14 protein-coding genes are annotated in these 14925 nt (G+C 71.6%); 10 read left to right on the forward strand and 4 right to left on the reverse strand.

Annotated elements, in window-relative coordinates; genetic code table 11:
- Positions 1 to 162 precede the first annotated feature (162 nt).
- The 10 genes from O7634_RS30005 to O7634_RS30050 all read left to right on the forward strand — a co-directional run bounded on the left by O7634_RS30005 (position 163) and on the right by O7634_RS30050 (position 11303).
- Entirely contained in the window at positions 163 to 1341 is a 1179-nt protein-coding gene (locus O7634_RS30005; protein WP_278153501.1) for an inositol-3-phosphate synthase, read from the forward strand.
- Positions 1338 to 2264 (forward strand): HD domain-containing protein, encoded by a 927-nt coding sequence (locus tag O7634_RS30010; RefSeq protein ID WP_278153502.1) that lies wholly within the window; start codon positions 1338 to 1340, stop codon positions 2262 to 2264. The genes O7634_RS30005 and O7634_RS30010 overlap by 4 nt, the downstream gene beginning before the upstream one ends.
- Positions 2261 to 3415, forward strand: coding sequence for a class I SAM-dependent methyltransferase (locus O7634_RS30015; protein ID WP_278153503.1), 1155 nt, complete (start codon positions 2261 to 2263; stop codon positions 3413 to 3415). Before O7634_RS30010 ends, O7634_RS30015 begins: the two co-directional genes overlap by 4 nt.
- 2 nt (positions 3416 to 3417) lie before the next feature.
- Complete coding sequence (locus O7634_RS30020; protein WP_278153504.1) at positions 3418 to 4404, forward strand: Gfo/Idh/MocA family oxidoreductase; 987 nt, start codon at positions 3418 to 3420, stop codon at positions 4402 to 4404.
- Between the two features lie 2 nt (positions 4405 to 4406).
- Positions 4407 to 5234, forward strand: a complete 828-nt coding sequence (locus tag O7634_RS30025; RefSeq protein WP_278153505.1) for a hypothetical protein — start codon at positions 4407 to 4409, stop codon at positions 5232 to 5234.
- Positions 5231 to 6715 carry a YcaO-like family protein gene (locus O7634_RS30030; protein WP_278153506.1) on the forward strand — a complete coding sequence of 495 codons (1485 nt, stop codon included), beginning with the start codon at positions 5231 to 5233 and terminating at the stop codon, positions 6713 to 6715. Before O7634_RS30025 ends, O7634_RS30030 begins: the two co-directional genes overlap by 4 nt.
- Complete coding sequence (locus O7634_RS30035; protein ID WP_278153507.1) at positions 6712 to 7578, forward strand: sugar phosphate isomerase/epimerase family protein; 867 nt, start codon at positions 6712 to 6714, stop codon at positions 7576 to 7578. Before O7634_RS30030 ends, O7634_RS30035 begins: the two co-directional genes overlap by 4 nt.
- Positions 7578 to 8819: a glycosyltransferase family 4 protein gene (locus O7634_RS30040; protein WP_278153508.1), complete on the forward strand. Its 1242-nt coding sequence runs from the start codon at positions 7578 to 7580 to the stop codon at positions 8817 to 8819. Before O7634_RS30035 ends, O7634_RS30040 begins: the two co-directional genes overlap by 1 nt.
- Before the next feature lie 56 nt (positions 8820 to 8875).
- A complete protein-coding gene (locus O7634_RS30045) occupies positions 8876 to 9682 on the forward strand; it encodes a PIG-L family deacetylase (protein WP_278153509.1) in 807 nt (268 codons plus the stop codon).
- A gap of 364 nt (positions 9683 to 10046) precedes the next feature.
- On the forward strand, positions 10047 to 11303 hold the full coding sequence (locus tag O7634_RS30050; protein WP_278153510.1) for a PP2C family protein-serine/threonine phosphatase: 1257 nt from the start codon (positions 10047 to 10049) through the stop codon (positions 11301 to 11303).
- Positions 11304 to 11829: 526 nt separating this feature from the next.
- Here the strand turns inward: O7634_RS30050 and O7634_RS30055 are convergent.
- From O7634_RS30055 to O7634_RS30070, 4 genes are all read right to left on the reverse strand, one after another.
- On the reverse strand, positions 11830 to 13008 hold the full coding sequence (locus O7634_RS30055) for a zinc-dependent alcohol dehydrogenase (protein ID WP_278153511.1): 1179 nt from the start codon (positions 13006 to 13008) through the stop codon (positions 11830 to 11832).
- Positions 13005 to 13145 carry a hypothetical protein gene (locus tag O7634_RS30060; protein ID WP_278153512.1) on the reverse strand — a complete coding sequence of 47 codons (141 nt, stop codon included), beginning with the start codon at positions 13143 to 13145 and terminating at the stop codon, positions 13005 to 13007. The genes O7634_RS30055 and O7634_RS30060 overlap by 4 nt, the downstream gene beginning before the upstream one ends.
- 662 nt (positions 13146 to 13807) lie before the next feature.
- Complete coding sequence (locus O7634_RS30065; RefSeq protein ID WP_278153513.1) at positions 13808 to 14548, reverse strand: cation transporter; 741 nt, start codon at positions 14546 to 14548, stop codon at positions 13808 to 13810.
- Positions 14548 to 14877 (reverse strand): metalloregulator ArsR/SmtB family transcription factor, encoded by a 330-nt coding sequence (locus O7634_RS30070; protein WP_278153514.1) that lies wholly within the window; start codon positions 14875 to 14877, stop codon positions 14548 to 14550. Before O7634_RS30070 ends, O7634_RS30065 begins: the two co-directional genes overlap by 1 nt.
- Between the last annotated feature and the right edge of the window lie 48 nt (positions 14878 to 14925).

Consider the following 14925-nt stretch of genomic DNA (forward strand, 5'->3'; position numbering starts at 1 on the left):
GTGCCGTACCCATCTGCATCCTGACCACAGGGCAGACCTCCCACCTGCGGAATCGCCGGATCGGCACCCAGCCATGGGGACGACACAAATCGATGACTTATCCGTGCCGGTCGGGGTACGCGGCGGCTCGGGTCGGACGGTCGGGTCGAATCAGGAGGCGGCATGGCGGGACAGCGCATCGGGGTCGCGGTGGTCGGTCTGGGTGGCGCGGTCGCAACGACGGCGATAGCCGGGGTGGAGTTGTTGCGACTGGGCATGACAGACATGTCGGGGCTGCCTCTGGCGCACCGCAGCGATCTGGTCCCGTACGAGGCACTGGTCTTCGGCGGTTGGGACCTGGCGCCCGACGACCTGGCCAAGGCGGCGCACCTGCATCGGGTGGTGGAGCCGGCGCACCTGGAGACCGTCGCCGGGCCGCTCGGGCAGATACAGCCCTGGCCCGCGGTGGCAGACCCGGCGTACTGCCGCAATGCCAGCGGGGCCAACGTGGTGCCAATTGGGCCGCTGCGCGACCGGGTGGCCCACCTGCGCGCCGACCTGGGTCGGTTCAGGTCGACACAGGGTGCGGAACGGGTGGTCGTGGTCAATCTGGCCTCGACCGAGGCGCGCCCGGATGCGGCGTCGCCGGTGCTGCGCAGCCTCGCCGGTTTCGAGGCCGGGCTGGACGCCGACGATCCGGCCATCACCCCTGGCCTGCTCTACGCGTACGCGGCGATCCTGGAGGGTTGTCCCTACGTCAACTTCACGCCAAGTCTTGGTGCCGACGCGCCCGCGCTGTTGGATTTGGCGGAACGCGAGGGCGTACCGGTCGCCGGCAAGGACGGCAAGACGGGTCAGACGCTGATCAAGACCGTCCTCGCCCCGGCGTTCCGGTCCCGCGCGCTGACCGTGGAGGGCTGGTACTCGACGAACATCCTGGGCAACCGGGACGGGCAGATCCTCGACGATCCGTCGTCGCTTGCCAGCAAACTCGACACCAAGGGCTCGGTACTCAACCAGATCCTCGGCTACGACGTGGACGACCACGTGGTCCGGATCGACTACTACCGGCCGCGTGGGGACGCCAAGGAAGCCTGGGACAACGTCGACCTCATCGGCTTCCTCGGTCAGCGGATGCAGCTCAAGGTCGATTTCCTGTGCCGGGACTCGATCCTCGCCGCGCCACTGGTGCTGGACCTGGTTCGGCTCATGGCGGAGGCCGCCCGTCGCGGCGAGCATGGCGCACAGGAGCAACTTGGCTACTTCTTCAAGGCCCCGATGAGCCGAGATGGTCGAATCCCCGAACACGCGCTGCACGCGCAGGAACGGGAACTGCTGGCCTGGCTGGACGGGCCGGCATGACCGCCACCCTGGCCGCACCACCGGTGGACCGACTTGCTGCCGTGACACCCACGCTGCGGCAGGTGGCGGACCTCAAACGGGTTCGAGTGGCACACGCCGACGGTTCGGCGGCCGAACGGGCATTCTCCCGGGCCTGGGCGTCCCTCGTCGACGGTGCCGATCCGGCGGTCGTCGCCGACCGCGAGTGCGCCGCCGCGGTGGCCGGGGCACGACTGGGTGGGGTCGACGCGGCGACCCTGAGCGCGTGCGGCCTGACCGGCCGGGAGGTGGAGGAGGTCCTCGGTCGCGCCGTCGACGAGGTCGTCGGCTCGTTGCACCCGGACACCGCACGCCGGATCTGGGCGGCACTGCCCGACCTGGTCCTGCACGGAACGTCGAACGTTGCGGTCCCGTCGTTCGTGACGGCCCTGCGCCGGCAGCCACGCGCCGGCGCCACCGCCGCCGGACGGCCACGGCTGGTGGTCGAGCCGGCCGAGAACCACGCCGAGCACTGCTGGGCGGTCGCCGTGTACGGCGCGCTGCTCGCCGACGACACCGGCGCGGACCCGGCCGAGGCGTTCCTGCTCGGCCTGGCTCACCACCTCCACAACGCCCGGCTCCCCGACGCGGGATTCGCCGGTGAGGTGCTGCTCGGCGCACACCTGGAACCGGTGATCGACCGGCTCACCGAGCGGGAACTGGCCGAGCTGCCGGACCTGCTGGCCGCCCGGGTCACCGAGGTGCTGGCGGCGCGGGCCGACGCCGAGACACCGCTGGGACGGACCTTCCACGCCGCGGACGTGCTGGACCGGGTCCTTCAGGTGCACCACCATGCCCGTGCCGCCGCGTTCACCGCCGAGCAGGCCCTTGTCGACCTGGCGCTGGTTCATGACGGCCCGGTGGTCGACTACCACCGGGCAGTGCTGCGGGCGGCCGGGCTGTGACCGCCGTCCGCGCGGCGCCCGCCGCCACCGTGACGCCGTGGTGTGGCCCGGACGGCACGCCGCTGCGAGCAGACACGCCGTACACCCTCACCGATGGTGTACGCCGCTGGCCGGTGGTCGAGACCATTCCCTGGCTGCGGCCGGACCGGGACGACCTGCGGGAACGGGCGGTGGCCGCGCTCGACGCGGGCGAACCCGACCGGGCCGCCGTAGCGCTGCTCGCCGACGCCGACGACTGGTGGGACGGCGCGCCGCCACCGGCGGAACACCTCCGGGCCGCGCTGCACGCCCGTACCCTGCGCGACGCGGTGGCGCTGCTCGGGCTCGGCCGCGTCGGGGTGTACTTCCTGCACCGCTGGTCCGACCCGAGCTGGTTGGCGGCCCTGGCGCTCACCGCCGCCCACCCGCCCAACGGCAGACCGGTGGTCGACGTGGCCTGCGGTGCCGGACACCTGCTGCGGCACCTGGTGACCCACGGCCACCCGGACCTGACCGGAGTGGACGTGGTCTTCGCCAAGCTGTGGCTGGCCCGCCGATTCGTGTTGCCCCCCGCCGCGCCGGTCGCGCTGGTCTGCGCCGACCTGACCGCCGCCTGGCCCCTGCCGATGGCGACGGCGACGGCACCTCGCCACGTGGCCTGCCATGATGCGCTGTACTTCCTGCCCGACAAGGCTGCCGTGGTGGCCGCCGCGCTCGCCTGCGCCGGGCCGCAGGGGGCTGTGCTCCTCGGTCACCTGCACAACGTGCGGCACCCGTCCGGCGGCGCCGGGCTGCCGCTGACACCGGAGGGCTGGACGGCCCTGTTGCCGGGCGCCGACGCGTACGCCGAGGAGGAACTGACCGCGGCGACCGCCGCGGGGCGACTCCCCGCGCCGGCCGAACCCGCCGCGCTGGCGCGTACCGAAGCCGTCGGCCTGGCCCACGACGCCGGCGCCGCGCCGGCCGACCCGGCGCTGCTGCGGCCCGCGTCGACGAGTCCGCTGCAAGCGAACCCGCTCTACGACGACGGGACCCGCCGCTGGCCCGACCCGCGGTGGGCGGCGGAGTACGGCGAGCGCGCCGCCACGTACCTGCCGGCGATCTGGCCGAGCGATCCCGGCCCGGACGCGGTGCGACGTCGCCTCCTGCTCGACCTGCCCGAGCGGTGGTGAGCGTGGAAACGGTCGGGTGGGGTGTGATCGGCTGCGGCTGGGTTGCCCGCGACCACGTCGCGCCGGCGATCCGCGCCGCCGGGCACCGGCTCGTCGTCGCGTGCGACCCGGACCGGGACGCCGCCCTTGCGCTCGGCCCCGAACGGCTCGCCACTGCCGACCTGGACGAGTTGCTCGACCACCCGGAGGTCGAGGCGGTACACGTGGCGACCCCCAACCACACCCATGCCGATGTGGTGACCGCGGTGGCCAAGGCCGGGCTTCCGGTGCTGTGCGAGAAGCCCCTGGCCGCCACAGTGTCCGACGCGCGGCGGCTCGTTGACTCGGCCGGTGGCGCACTCGCCGGCACCGCCTTCGACCAGCGGTTCCATCCGGCTCACCGGCGGATCGCCGACCTCGTCGCCGAGGGCGCCCTCGGTACGGTGACAGCGATCCGGATCGTCTACGGCTGTTGGTTGCCCGAGCGGTGGAGTCCGGACGGGCGGCCGCACGACAACTGGCGGGTCGATCCCACCCGCTCCGGCGGTGGCGCCCTGGTGGACCTGGCCCCGCACGGTGTCGATCTGGTCGGCGCGCTGCTCGGCGAGGATCTGGTCGAGCTGACCGTCCGCACCCAGCGGCGGGTGCACCCCTACCCGGTGGACGACGGGGCGCTGCTGGCCGGCGTGACCGGCGGCGGAGTGCTGTTCCAGGCCCACGTCTCCTTCAACACCGCCGACGCACTCCCCCGCCGTCGACTCGACGTGGTCGGCACCGCCGCGCAACTCGTCGCCGTCGACACCCTCGGCCAGAGCGCCGGCGGCACGCTGACCCGCCTCGACGCCGCCACCGGCGCCACCACCGCAGTGCCGTTCGACGTCGACACGACACCGTTCACCGCCCAGGCGCGTGCATTCTCCACCGCCGTGCGCGACGGCGGTTGGCAGTGGCCGTTGGCACGGGATCTGCGCCTGCACGAGTTGCTGCACACCGCCGCGGAGAGGAGCTGACAGTGCCCCTGCGCCCGTACGCCTGCGCGAACTGCGGCCACTGGCAGCGCTGGTTCGCGGCCCCGTCGTCCTGCCCGGTCTGCACGGACGTGCGCAACGCACTGCCCGAGGACGGCTGGCAGTTCGACGCCGCCGACGAGGTGGCCGTCGGCCGTCGGGCACTGTGGACCGAGGTCGCTCCCGGGGTGACCGGCTACTGGTCCGAGCCGCAGCTCGGGCTCGGCAGCACCGGCTGGGTGATCGAGACCGACGCCGGTCTGGTCGGCTGGGAGGCGGCCGGCTGGTACCCGCCGGAAGCCCTCGCCGACCTGCGCGCCCGCGGCGGCCTCGTCGCCCTCGGCGCGAGCCACGTGCACGGGTACGGCGCCCTGTGGCAGCTCCAGGACGAACTCGCCCCGCCGGTGCTCGCCATCGGCGTCGACGACCTCGTCTGGACCAAGGCGTTCCAGGTGACCTGGCCCACCGACGATCGGCTTGCGCTCGCGCCCGGCCTGGTGATCCACCGCAGCGGCGGCCACTTTCCCGGTCACAACGTGCTGCACGACGAACGGCGCGGAATTCTCTTCGTCGGCGACCTGATCAAGGTCGAGTTGGCCGGCGGGACACCTACCGCGCTCTCCTGCCACAAAGCCTTCCACGCCCAGATCCCGCTCTCGCACGCCGAGGTGGCACGGGCCCGCGACCTGGTCGAGACGCTCGACTTCGACGCGGTCGCCACTCCGTTCGAGTACGCCGCACCGGTCTCCCGCAGGCAGGTGCTCGCCCTGTTCGACCGGCAGCTGCGGGGGCAGCCGACGGCCGGGCCCATCCCGATCGAGGAGTTGACGTGAGGCGAGCCGTCGAACCGCGTACCCCGACCGTTTCGGCGTTGTCGGTCGCCGACCGGCTCGCCGACGCCCTGCCGCCCGGCGAGGTCGGTGACTTCGACGTGTCCGGACTGGACCGGATCGGTCTGCCGGTGATCTCCGCCGACCACCTCGGCGACGGCTGGCCCCGGGCCGCCGCCGTGGGCTACGGCGCCACTGTCGAACAGGCGCGCACCGGCGCCTACGGCGAGCTGGCGGAGGCGCTGCTGCTGCACGGACAGCTGCGAGCCATGGTGCCCCGGCGGGCCTCGTACGCCGAACTTCGCGCCGAGGTGGGCCCGGCCGGCGTGGTGGATCCACGGTCGCTGGTGCTTGCCGCCGGAACGACTGTCGACGACCACCAGCCCCGCTCCTGGCTGCCCACGACGCGGTGGCGCACCGGCGAGACGGTGCTGGTGCCGGCGGAGTTCTGCGCCTCCGCCGGCGAGGACCTGCCCTGGCAGGACCCGGCCGAGCGACTGATCACGGTGATCACCAACGGGTCGGGCGCGGGTGACACGATCGAACGGGCTGTCGCACACGGCCTGCTGGAGCTCCTGCAACGCGATGGCAACACCACCGCCTTCCGCGCCATGGACGCCGGCGTCGCGATCGACCTCGACGAGATCCGCGACCCGGTGACCCGGGCGACCCTCGATCGCCTGCGGAACGCCGACATCGAGGTGATCCCGAAGCTCGCCTCGACCGCTTTCGGTCTGGTCGACGTGCACGTCGTCGGCATCGACCGAGAGCCGGACACCCCACCGCTCGCCGTCACCGCATGTGGGGAGGCCGCCCACCCGGACCGGGAGACCGCGCTGCGCAAGGCGCTGCTGGAGTACGTCTCCTCCCGCTCCCGCAAGGTCTTCTCCCACGGGCCGCTGGAGACCCTGCGGCGGGTCACCCCGCAGGCGTACTGGCGGCGGGAACTCGCCCGGCCGGTCGAGTCCCAGGAAACCCGGGCGTTCACCGCGATGCGCGAATGGACCCACCTCGACGGTGGACAGCTACGGGCCCTGCTGGAGCCCGTGGTGCTGGCCCGCAGAAGCACGGTGCTCTTCAGCGCTCTGCCCACCGTCGCGCCCGGAAGCCTGGACGACCCGACCGCGCTACTGGTCGACCTGTTACAACGACTGGCCGACTTCGACGTCCTCGTCGTCGTCGCACCCGGGGACGGAGCGGCGGCGGTCAAGGTGATCGTGCCCGGTCTGGAGGCGGAAACCATGTCGTACGGACGGATCGCCGCGCGCGGCGTACAGCGGCTGATAGAGCGGGAATCGCCGCTGGTCGGGCTCGGGGCGCCCCCGCACGACGGTGCCGCGCCGGTGGTCCTCGACCCGGCCGGCCGGGAGCGACTGGGCGGCGACGCCTGGCTCGACCTGGACGCGGTCGCCCGGACCATCGGACCGCTCTACCCGCTGTACCGCGAACCGAGCCGGCACGTCGTCGCCCGGAGTGGGGAATGAGCCTGCGATTCGCCTACAACACCAACGGCCTGACCTCGCACCGCCTCGACGATGCGCTCACGTTGCTCGCCGACTGCGGCTACGACGGCGTCGCACTCACCCTCGACGTGGCCCACCACGACCCGTACGCGCCCGATCTCGCCGGGCGCACCCGTCGGCTGGCGCGCCGCCTCAACGCGCTCGGCCTCGCGAGCGTGGTGGAGACCGGTGCGCGGTTCCTGCTCGATCCGCGACGCAAGCACCACCCGACCCTGGTCTCGCCGACCAAGGAGGATCGGATCCGGCGGCGTGACTTCCTGCGCCTCTGTGTTGACGTGGCGGTCGGACTCGGCAGCGAGGCGGTGTCGTTCTGGGCCGGAGTGCCGGAGCCCGGCGCCGACCGCGACCGCAGCTGGCACTGGTTGGTCGACGGGGCTCGAAGCGTGGTCGAGTACGCGGAGCGGCACGGCATGACGTGCGCGCTGGAACCGGAACCGGGCATGCTGGTCGACGACTGCGACGACTGGGCCCGTCTCGCGGCCCAGATCCCCGGTCTCACCCTGGCCCTGGACACCGGGCACTGCCTGGTATCCGGCCGGTACGCGCCGGACGCCGCCGTCCGGGTCTTCGCGAGCAGGCTCGGCGCCTGCGCCATCGAGGACATGCCCCGCGGTCGGCACGAGCACCGCGCACCGGGCGAGGGCGACCTGGACTTTCCCGCGGTGCTCGGCGCGCTGACCGATGTGGGATACCCCGGTCTGGTCAGCCTCGAACTCTCCCGCGACGCGCACAGAGCCGACACCCTGGTGCCCGCCGCGCTGGCCGCGCTGCGCGCCGCCGAGCAGCAACCGAACACGACCGCCGAGCTGAAGGTCGACGCCTGATGAGGATCTGCTTCGTGTCCCGCCGCTACTGGCCGGCCGTCTCGGGGATGAGCGCGTACGCCGAGAACCTGCTTCACCACCTGGTGCGTGCCGGCCACGAGCCGACCCTGGTATCCCAATACCGGGGCGACAGCGCGGGTCGCGCCGTGTACGGCGGTGGTCCACCCCCGGCGGACCGGGTGCCTCCGGGGGTCGAGGTGCACGCCCTGGAAGCGCACGGGGAGCAGGCCGTGGGCCGGGGTGAGCCCGCGGACTTCGAGGCGGACGTGGCCAGGATGACCGAGATGGTGCTGCGGCTGCACGCCCGCCGACCCTTCGACGTGCTGCACGCGCAGTACGCCTACCCGAACGGGTTGGCGGTGCTGCGGGCCGCGCGGGCGACCGGGCTACCCGCCGTGGTCTCCGTGCAGGGCGGCGACGGTCACTGGGTCGGCACCTGCTGCACCACCCATCGCGAGCTGGTGCGGGCGGTCTTCGCGCACGCGCCGGCACTGCTGATCGGTTCGCCGTCGTTCGCCGCCGAGGTCTGCCGACGACACGACCTCGATCCGACCCGCTTCACCGTCGTACCCGGCGCCACCGACGTCGAACGGTTCGTACCGGTCGCGTCCCCGGGACGGGTCTCCGACCCGGCGGTGCTGCTCTACCACGGCCGGGTCGACGCCCGTAAGGGCGTACTCGATCTGCTCGACGCGGTGGCCAAGCTGCGCGCGGACGCGGTGCCGGTCCGGCTGCTGATCTCGGGTATCGGCCCCGACCTTGACGCGGTCGCGAGCCGGATCACCGAGCTCGGCCTCGCCGACGTGGTCGAGCTGCTCGGCGCGGTGCCCTACGAACGGGCCCACGAGGTGTATGCCCGCGGCGAGGTCTTCGTCAGCCCCACCTATGCCGAGGGCTTCTCCAACACCATCCTGGAGGCGCTGGCCAGCGGCCTGCCGGTCATCTCCACCGACGTCGTCGGCGTCCGCGACTGTGTCCGCCCCGACGAGAACGGCCTGCTGGTGCCGCCCGGTGATCCGGCTGCCCTGGCGGCGGCCGTGCGTCGCCTGCTCGACGACCCGGCGCTGCGCCGTCGGCTCGCCGAGCAGGGCCGCCGCGACGTGGAGCGGCAGTGGAGCTGGCCGGTGATCGCCGACCAGATCACCGGTGTCTACGACGGGCTGACCCCGGCCGTCCCGGAAATCACCGATCCGCCGGTCGACCCGACCTGTCGCTTCCGCGCGGCGCCGCACCTGCTGTGACAGCGCGGATCGCGCCGGGTTCGGAAGCCCCGGCAGGCGGCAATTCCGGGGTTGCGGTGGCAGTCAGTCCGCACCTGGACGACGCGGTGTTCTCCATCGGCGGGACTCTCGCGGCACTGGTCGCGGCGAGCTGGACGGTACGCGTGGTCACCTGCTTCACCGCCAGCGTGCCGGACCCCTCGCCGTTCGCCCTTGCCTGCCAGCTCGACAAGGGACTCACCGCCGACGTCGACTACATGGCGGTGCGCCGGGCAGAGGACGCCGCGGCCTGCGCGATGCTCGGGGTGCAACCCGTACATCTGCCACTGCCCGAGGCACCGCACCGCGGGTATCCCGACGCGGCCGCGCTCTTCACCGGTGTCCGGGCCGACGACCGGATCACGGCGGCACTGGACCCGATGCTCCGCCCACACCTGGCAGAGGCCGACGTGGTCCTCGCGCCTCAGGCCCTCGGTGATCACGTCGACCACCGCGTCGTCACCGCGACCGTCGCACGGCTCGCGCCCGACGGCCTGTGGTGGCGCGACGTGCCGTACGTCAGTCGACAACGGGCGGCGTCCGCAGGAGTCGGCGCACCCGGGGCCGTCGAGGCGGGCGTCGACATCGGCGGCTACCTGGCCGCGAAGATCGCGGCCGCCCGCAGCTACCACAGCCAACTCGGCTTTCAGTTCGGTGCTGGCGGGGTGGCACCGCTGCTGCAGGACCTCGCCGCCGCGGAGGCCGCCAGACTGGGCCTGCCTGGCACGGTCGAGGCGCTGCGTGGGCGCGCGGACTGCCTGGTGAGGATCGGCGCGGTACTACCGGCGTCCAGCGTGTCGACGAACACGACGGGCCGCCGCACCAGTCGGCTCCGACACCGTTGACCCGTTCGGCGAATGCCGGTCCATGGAGTTGGATAGCACATTGACCCGACGACGCATCTGGTTGGCGACCTGCAAGGCGGCGCCTGCGGTGCGACGGTGACTGAACAGACCGACGAGGGTGTCCACCGGCTTCGGGGGCTCGACGGTCTCGCGACTATTGCGGCGGGCAGCCGGGTCGCACGGCGTGGCAGAGGTCAGGAACACCATCGCGGCGTAGCGAAGCTGGACCGCTGCGACGCGCTGGGCGCCTGCACGGCGGCCAACAGTGGCGGAGGTTGGTCTCTAACGTGACGTGGACTTGCAGCAAGAGCCTCCTGGTTGGTCCTGAGTGACAATCTACGGGCTGGTCCGTGGGAGGATGCTTGTGAGCAGCTTGGAATCGCTGCGGCAGTTGCTGCGGCAGTCGCACCATGCCCGTCCTGATGATCTGCCGGAGATGGCGATGCGGGCGGCGCCTCTACTGGACGCACGTGCCCTGGTGATCTACCTCGTGGACCATCAGCAGCGGCTGCTGCTCCCGCTGCTGGGCGGCAGCGCACCCGCCCGTGACTCGATCGACATTGACGGCACGCTCGCCGGACGAGCGTTCAGCACCGCGTCGACCTGCGTCAGCACCAGCGGCGCTGACGGCGTGCGGGTCTGGGTGCCGGTGCTCGACGGCAGCGAGCGCATGGGCGTGCTGGAAGTTGTCACCGACGTCCCGATGGCCGACGAGAGCGTCGACGACTGCGCCGCGGTCGCGTCCCTGCTCGCCGAACTGGTCGTCACGCGAAGTTCGTACAGCGACAGGATCGAGCGGCTCCGGCGCCGGGCCCCAATGCAACTGGCCGCGGAGATGCTGCGCGCGCAGCTACCGCCGCTGACCTTCTCGACCGGGCACCTGATCATCAGCGGCATCCTCGAACCGTGCTACGACGTGGGCGGCGACGCGTTCGACTACGCGGTCAACGGTGACATCGCGCACCTCGCGTTGTTCGACGCCGCCGGCCATGGCTCCAGTGCCGGCATGCGGGCCGTGGTGCTCGCCTCCATCGCCCTCGCCGCCTACCGCAACGCCCGCCGCACCGGCCTGGACCTGACCGCCACCTACCATCACATCGACGTCGCGGTCCGCGACCACGACCGGTACGGGATGATCACTGCGGTGCTTGCCGAGCTCGACCAGCGCAGCGGAATCCTGCAGGTCATCTCCGCCGGTCACCCCGGTGGGATCGTGCTGCGCGACGGCAAGGTCGTCAAGGTTCTGCCCACCCCGACCGCTCTCCCGGTCACCCTCGGCGACCGGCGCCCACCGGTCGTCGTCGAGGAAGCCCTCGAACCCGGCGACCAGGTGCTGCTTTACACGGATGGCATCATCGAAGCCCGTACACCCGAAGGCGAGACGTTCGGCATGGAACGCCTCGTCGAGTTCGCCACCAAAGCAGTCGCCGACCGACTGCCGCTGCCCGAGACCGCCCGTCGGCTCGTGCACGCCATCCTCAACCACCAGGACGACCGCCTCCAGGACGACGCCACCGTCCTGCTCGCCCAATGGCGCAGCCCCGCACCCCTACAATCGGACCGGGAAACGATCAACGCGCCAACCCACCAACCACTCGAAACGCAGTCAAAACCCGACTGACCTCACCGGATTCTTCCGCGAAATGCGCTGACCGAAGTGGCGGCCAGTACGCGAGGTGCTCCTGCCGTTTCCCGGCGTCGACGGCTACCGCGCCGGCGCGGACGCGCCGTTGCACGCCATGATCTACAACGACTCCAAGAGCCCCGTCACGGTCACCGTCACCACTCAGGACGCCCGCGACGTCGTCCTCGTCGGCGCGGAGCAGCCACTACCGACCGGCGAGCACACACCTCCTGCCGGTCAGCCCGCCTCGCCCGCCGGCTTCCGGAGCCCGGAAGGGGCACCGACGGTCACCGCATCAGCCGGCGGCCCGGCGACGGGGCCGGCCGCCCAGCCCGCACGCTTCGAACTACCCCCGCTCAGCTTCGTCCGGTTCAACGAACAGGTCGGCCGGTTCTTCCAGCTCCTCGGGCTGGAAGAATCCGTCCGTTCAGGCCAGGTCGCCCACGCTCGTCCGAGCGGCGCGAGCCGAGCGGGTACAGGCCGCCGGGGTCGCGCTACCGTGCGACGGGCAACGGCGACGGCATCATCGGTTGGTGGGCTGGAAGACGGCTCGTACGCATCCGTCCAGTTTCTGTTTGAACATCTCGTAGCCGCGCGGCGCTTCGTCCAACGGCATCGTGTGTGTCGCGAGATGCTCCGTGACCAGCTCGTCGCGGGCCATCCGCTCCAGCAGCATGGGAATGTAGCGCTGTCCGTGCTGCTGTGCGCCGCGCAGCGTGAGCCCTTTGTTCATCACCGCACCGAGCGGGAACTTGTCGACCAGGGCGGCGAACACGCCCAAGATGAACACGCTGCCGCCTTTGCGGCAGTTGTAGATCGCCTCCCGGGCGGCGATCGGGCGGTCGGACTCGATGCGCAGCTGCTGCTTGACCTGGTCGTACCAGAATTGCGGACCGCTGCTGTGCGACTCCATTCCCACTGCCTCGATGCACACGTCGGGGCCTCGACCGCCACTGCGCTCCAGCAATTCACCACTGACGTCCTGCTGCTCGTAGTTCAGCGTCTCGACGCCGAGATGTGTCCGGGCCATCTGGAGCCGGTTGTCGAGTCGGTCGATCACGATCACCCGATCGGCACCAAGCAGCACGGAGGCCCGAGCCGCCATCTGCCCTACCGCGCCGGCACCCCAGACCGCCACGACATCGCCCGGTTTGACCCCGGCGAGGTCAGCGCCCATCCATCCCGTCGGCGCGGAGTCGGAGGCGAAGAGCGCGCGCTCGTCGCTCACCTCGTCAGGAACGGTGAAGGCGCCCTGGTCGGCGTAGGGGACGCGGATGTACTCGGCGTGGCTGCCGGCGAAGCCCCCGAGTGCGTGCGAGTAGCCGTAGCAGCCTCCAGGCGCGGCGCCCCAGATGTTCTCGGTGATCATCGGGTTCGTGTTCCCGTTGTCGCACAGCGAGAACTGTTGTTGCTGGCAGTACCAGCACTTGCCGCAGGAGACGAACGAGCAGACGACGACGCGGTCGCCGACCTTGTGGTTGCGGACCTGCGGACCGACCTCGACGATGTCGCCGAGGAACTCGTGCCCGAGGACATCGCCGCGCTCCATGAACGGGATGTACCCGCCGAGCAGGTGCAGGTCCGAACCGCAGGTCACGGTTCGACGGACCCGCACAATGGCGTCCTGCTCGTTGCGGATCTGCGGGTCGGGAACCTGCCGCACCGCGAGTTCGTTGGCTCCCTCCCAGACCAGCGCCTTCACTGTCGTCCCTCCCGCCGGCCCTGTCGGGTGGCCATTCGCAGTGGCTTGTTCAGCAGAGTCGGCTCGGTGGTGGGCGGATAGTCCGGGTGCAGGACCTCGCTGGTCTCGATCAGTTGCTTCGACTCTCGCAGGAACAAACAAGTCAGCAACCGGTACCGTCAGGGTCGCTCGTGGTGTGGCGCAACAGCTGCAGCCGGCCGGACCGGTTACGGCCTGGTGATGGACCCCTCAACCCGACATCGGAGATACGAGCCCGTTACCTGGCATCGCGGATCACGGCCATTCGTCGCTGGGCTCGCTCGGGTCTTGTAACGGCAGGTCGATGATGAGACGTGCAGCGTCCGCCGGCCGTGTTCGACAGCTCGGCGTCCTTCGCCAAAGCCGTCCCGCTCGAAGCATGGGCGCCGAGGCACGGGGTATCCGCCCCGGCATGGGTAGCCAACAGCGTAACAAGCATGACAGCGGCGGCGAGTCGGCGCGAGGCCGCCGGCACCCGGGCAGCGGCGCACGGGGTCGGCAGGGGGCCACGGTGGAGCACTCGCCGAACCAGCGGCACGAGCGCACCGCAACCGGGTCAGCCGGCACCGAGCGCGACCACAGCCGGTCGAAGGCGGCCCGGGAGGGGCGGGTAAACCGCCAAGGTACGGCCTGATCCTCGGTTACCCTCCTCCCCGCAGCGTTATTCGAAAGACACTCGAAACCGGAGCGCGCTGTCGCGCGTTGGCCCTCGCCATCCTCCAGACGATCACAGCCTTCCTCACACGGGCCACCCCGTAGCCCGCGGAGGGCCCTGATCCCGTCAGTCCGCAGCGCAGCAGGAGCAGCCGGGCTGGCATCCGCATCCGTCACCGGCGCCGCTGGTGACACCGGCGCGGGTGCCAGCGACCGGCTCGGCCAGGGGAACGATGCAGCAGGCATCACCGCGCCACGCCTCGCGGCCCTCCTTGACCGCCACGGCGGCGATGACGAACGCGGCGAGCGGGTCCGCCCACGACCAGCCGAAGAGGCTGTTCACCGCGAGGCCGACGAGCAGGACCGCGGACAGGTAGGTGCACAGCAGGGTCTGCTTGGAGTCGGCGACCGCCGAACGGGAGCCGAGTTCCCGGCCGGCACGGCGCTGCGCGTACGACAGCCCCGGCATGATCCCCAGGGACAGCGCGGCCAACGCCAGACCGACGGTGGAATGCTCGGCCTCGACGCCGCCGACCAGTGCGCGTACCGACTCGACGGTGACGTAGGCGGCGAGGGCGAAGAACGAGACCGCGATGACCCGCAGCGCGACCTTCTCCCGGGCCTGCGGGTCGGGGCCGGTGAACTGCCACGCCACGGCGGCCGCAGACGACACCTCGATGATCGAGTCCAGGCCGAAGCCGATCAGGGCGGTCGACGAGGCGATGGTGCCGGCGGTGATCGCCACGACCGCCTCGACGACGTTGTAGCCGATGGTGGCGGCGACCAGGAGGCGGACCCGGCGGGTGAGCATCTGCCGGCGAGCCGGCGACGGCACCACCGGCCCCGGGTCGACCAGGGGCAGGGACATCAGCAGCAGCCCTTTTCGCCGGCGGCCGGACACGCGGCCGGGTCGACGGCCAGGACGAGACCGAGCAGGTCGGCAAGGGCATGCGCCAACCGGGGGTCGGCCAACTCGTAACGAATCCGGCGGCCCTGCGGCACAGCGACCACAAGGCCGCAGCCACGCAGGCACGACAGGTGGTTGGACAGGTTCTGCCGGGTCGTGCCCAGCAGGTCCGCCAACTCCGCCGGGTAGCCGGGCCGCTCGCGCAGGGCCAGCAGCAGCCGCGCCCGGATCGGGTCGGACAGGGCGTGGCCGAAGCGAGCCAGCACCTGCCCGTGCGTCACCGTCTCCACCGGAGAAACAGTACACCGTTTGATGTACTAACGCGCCGGGTGCGACAC

The sequence above is a fragment of the Micromonospora sp. WMMD1120 genome (assembly GCF_029626235.1).
In the GTDB taxonomy this organism is placed as follows: Bacteria; Actinomycetota; Actinomycetes; order Mycobacteriales; family Micromonosporaceae; genus Micromonospora.

Bases quoted from the DNA above. Each gene is read 5' to 3' on its own strand.
- O7634_RS30005 (WP_278153501.1), top strand. From the start codon at position 163: ATGGCGGGACAGCGCATCGGGGTCGCGGTGGTCGGTCTGGGTGGCGCG.
- O7634_RS30010 (WP_278153502.1), top strand. From the start codon at position 1,338: ATGACCGCCACCCTGGCCGCACCACCGGTGGACCGACTTGCTGCCGTG.
- O7634_RS30035 (WP_278153507.1), top strand. From the start codon at position 6,712: ATGAGCCTGCGATTCGCCTACAACACCAACGGCCTGACCTCGCACCGC.
- O7634_RS30040 (WP_278153508.1), top strand. From the start codon at position 7,578: ATGAGGATCTGCTTCGTGTCCCGCCGCTACTGGCCGGCCGTCTCGGGG.
- O7634_RS30065 (WP_278153513.1), bottom strand. From the start codon at position 14,548: ATGTCCCTGCCCCTGGTCGACCCGGGGCCGGTGGTGCCGTCGCCGGCT.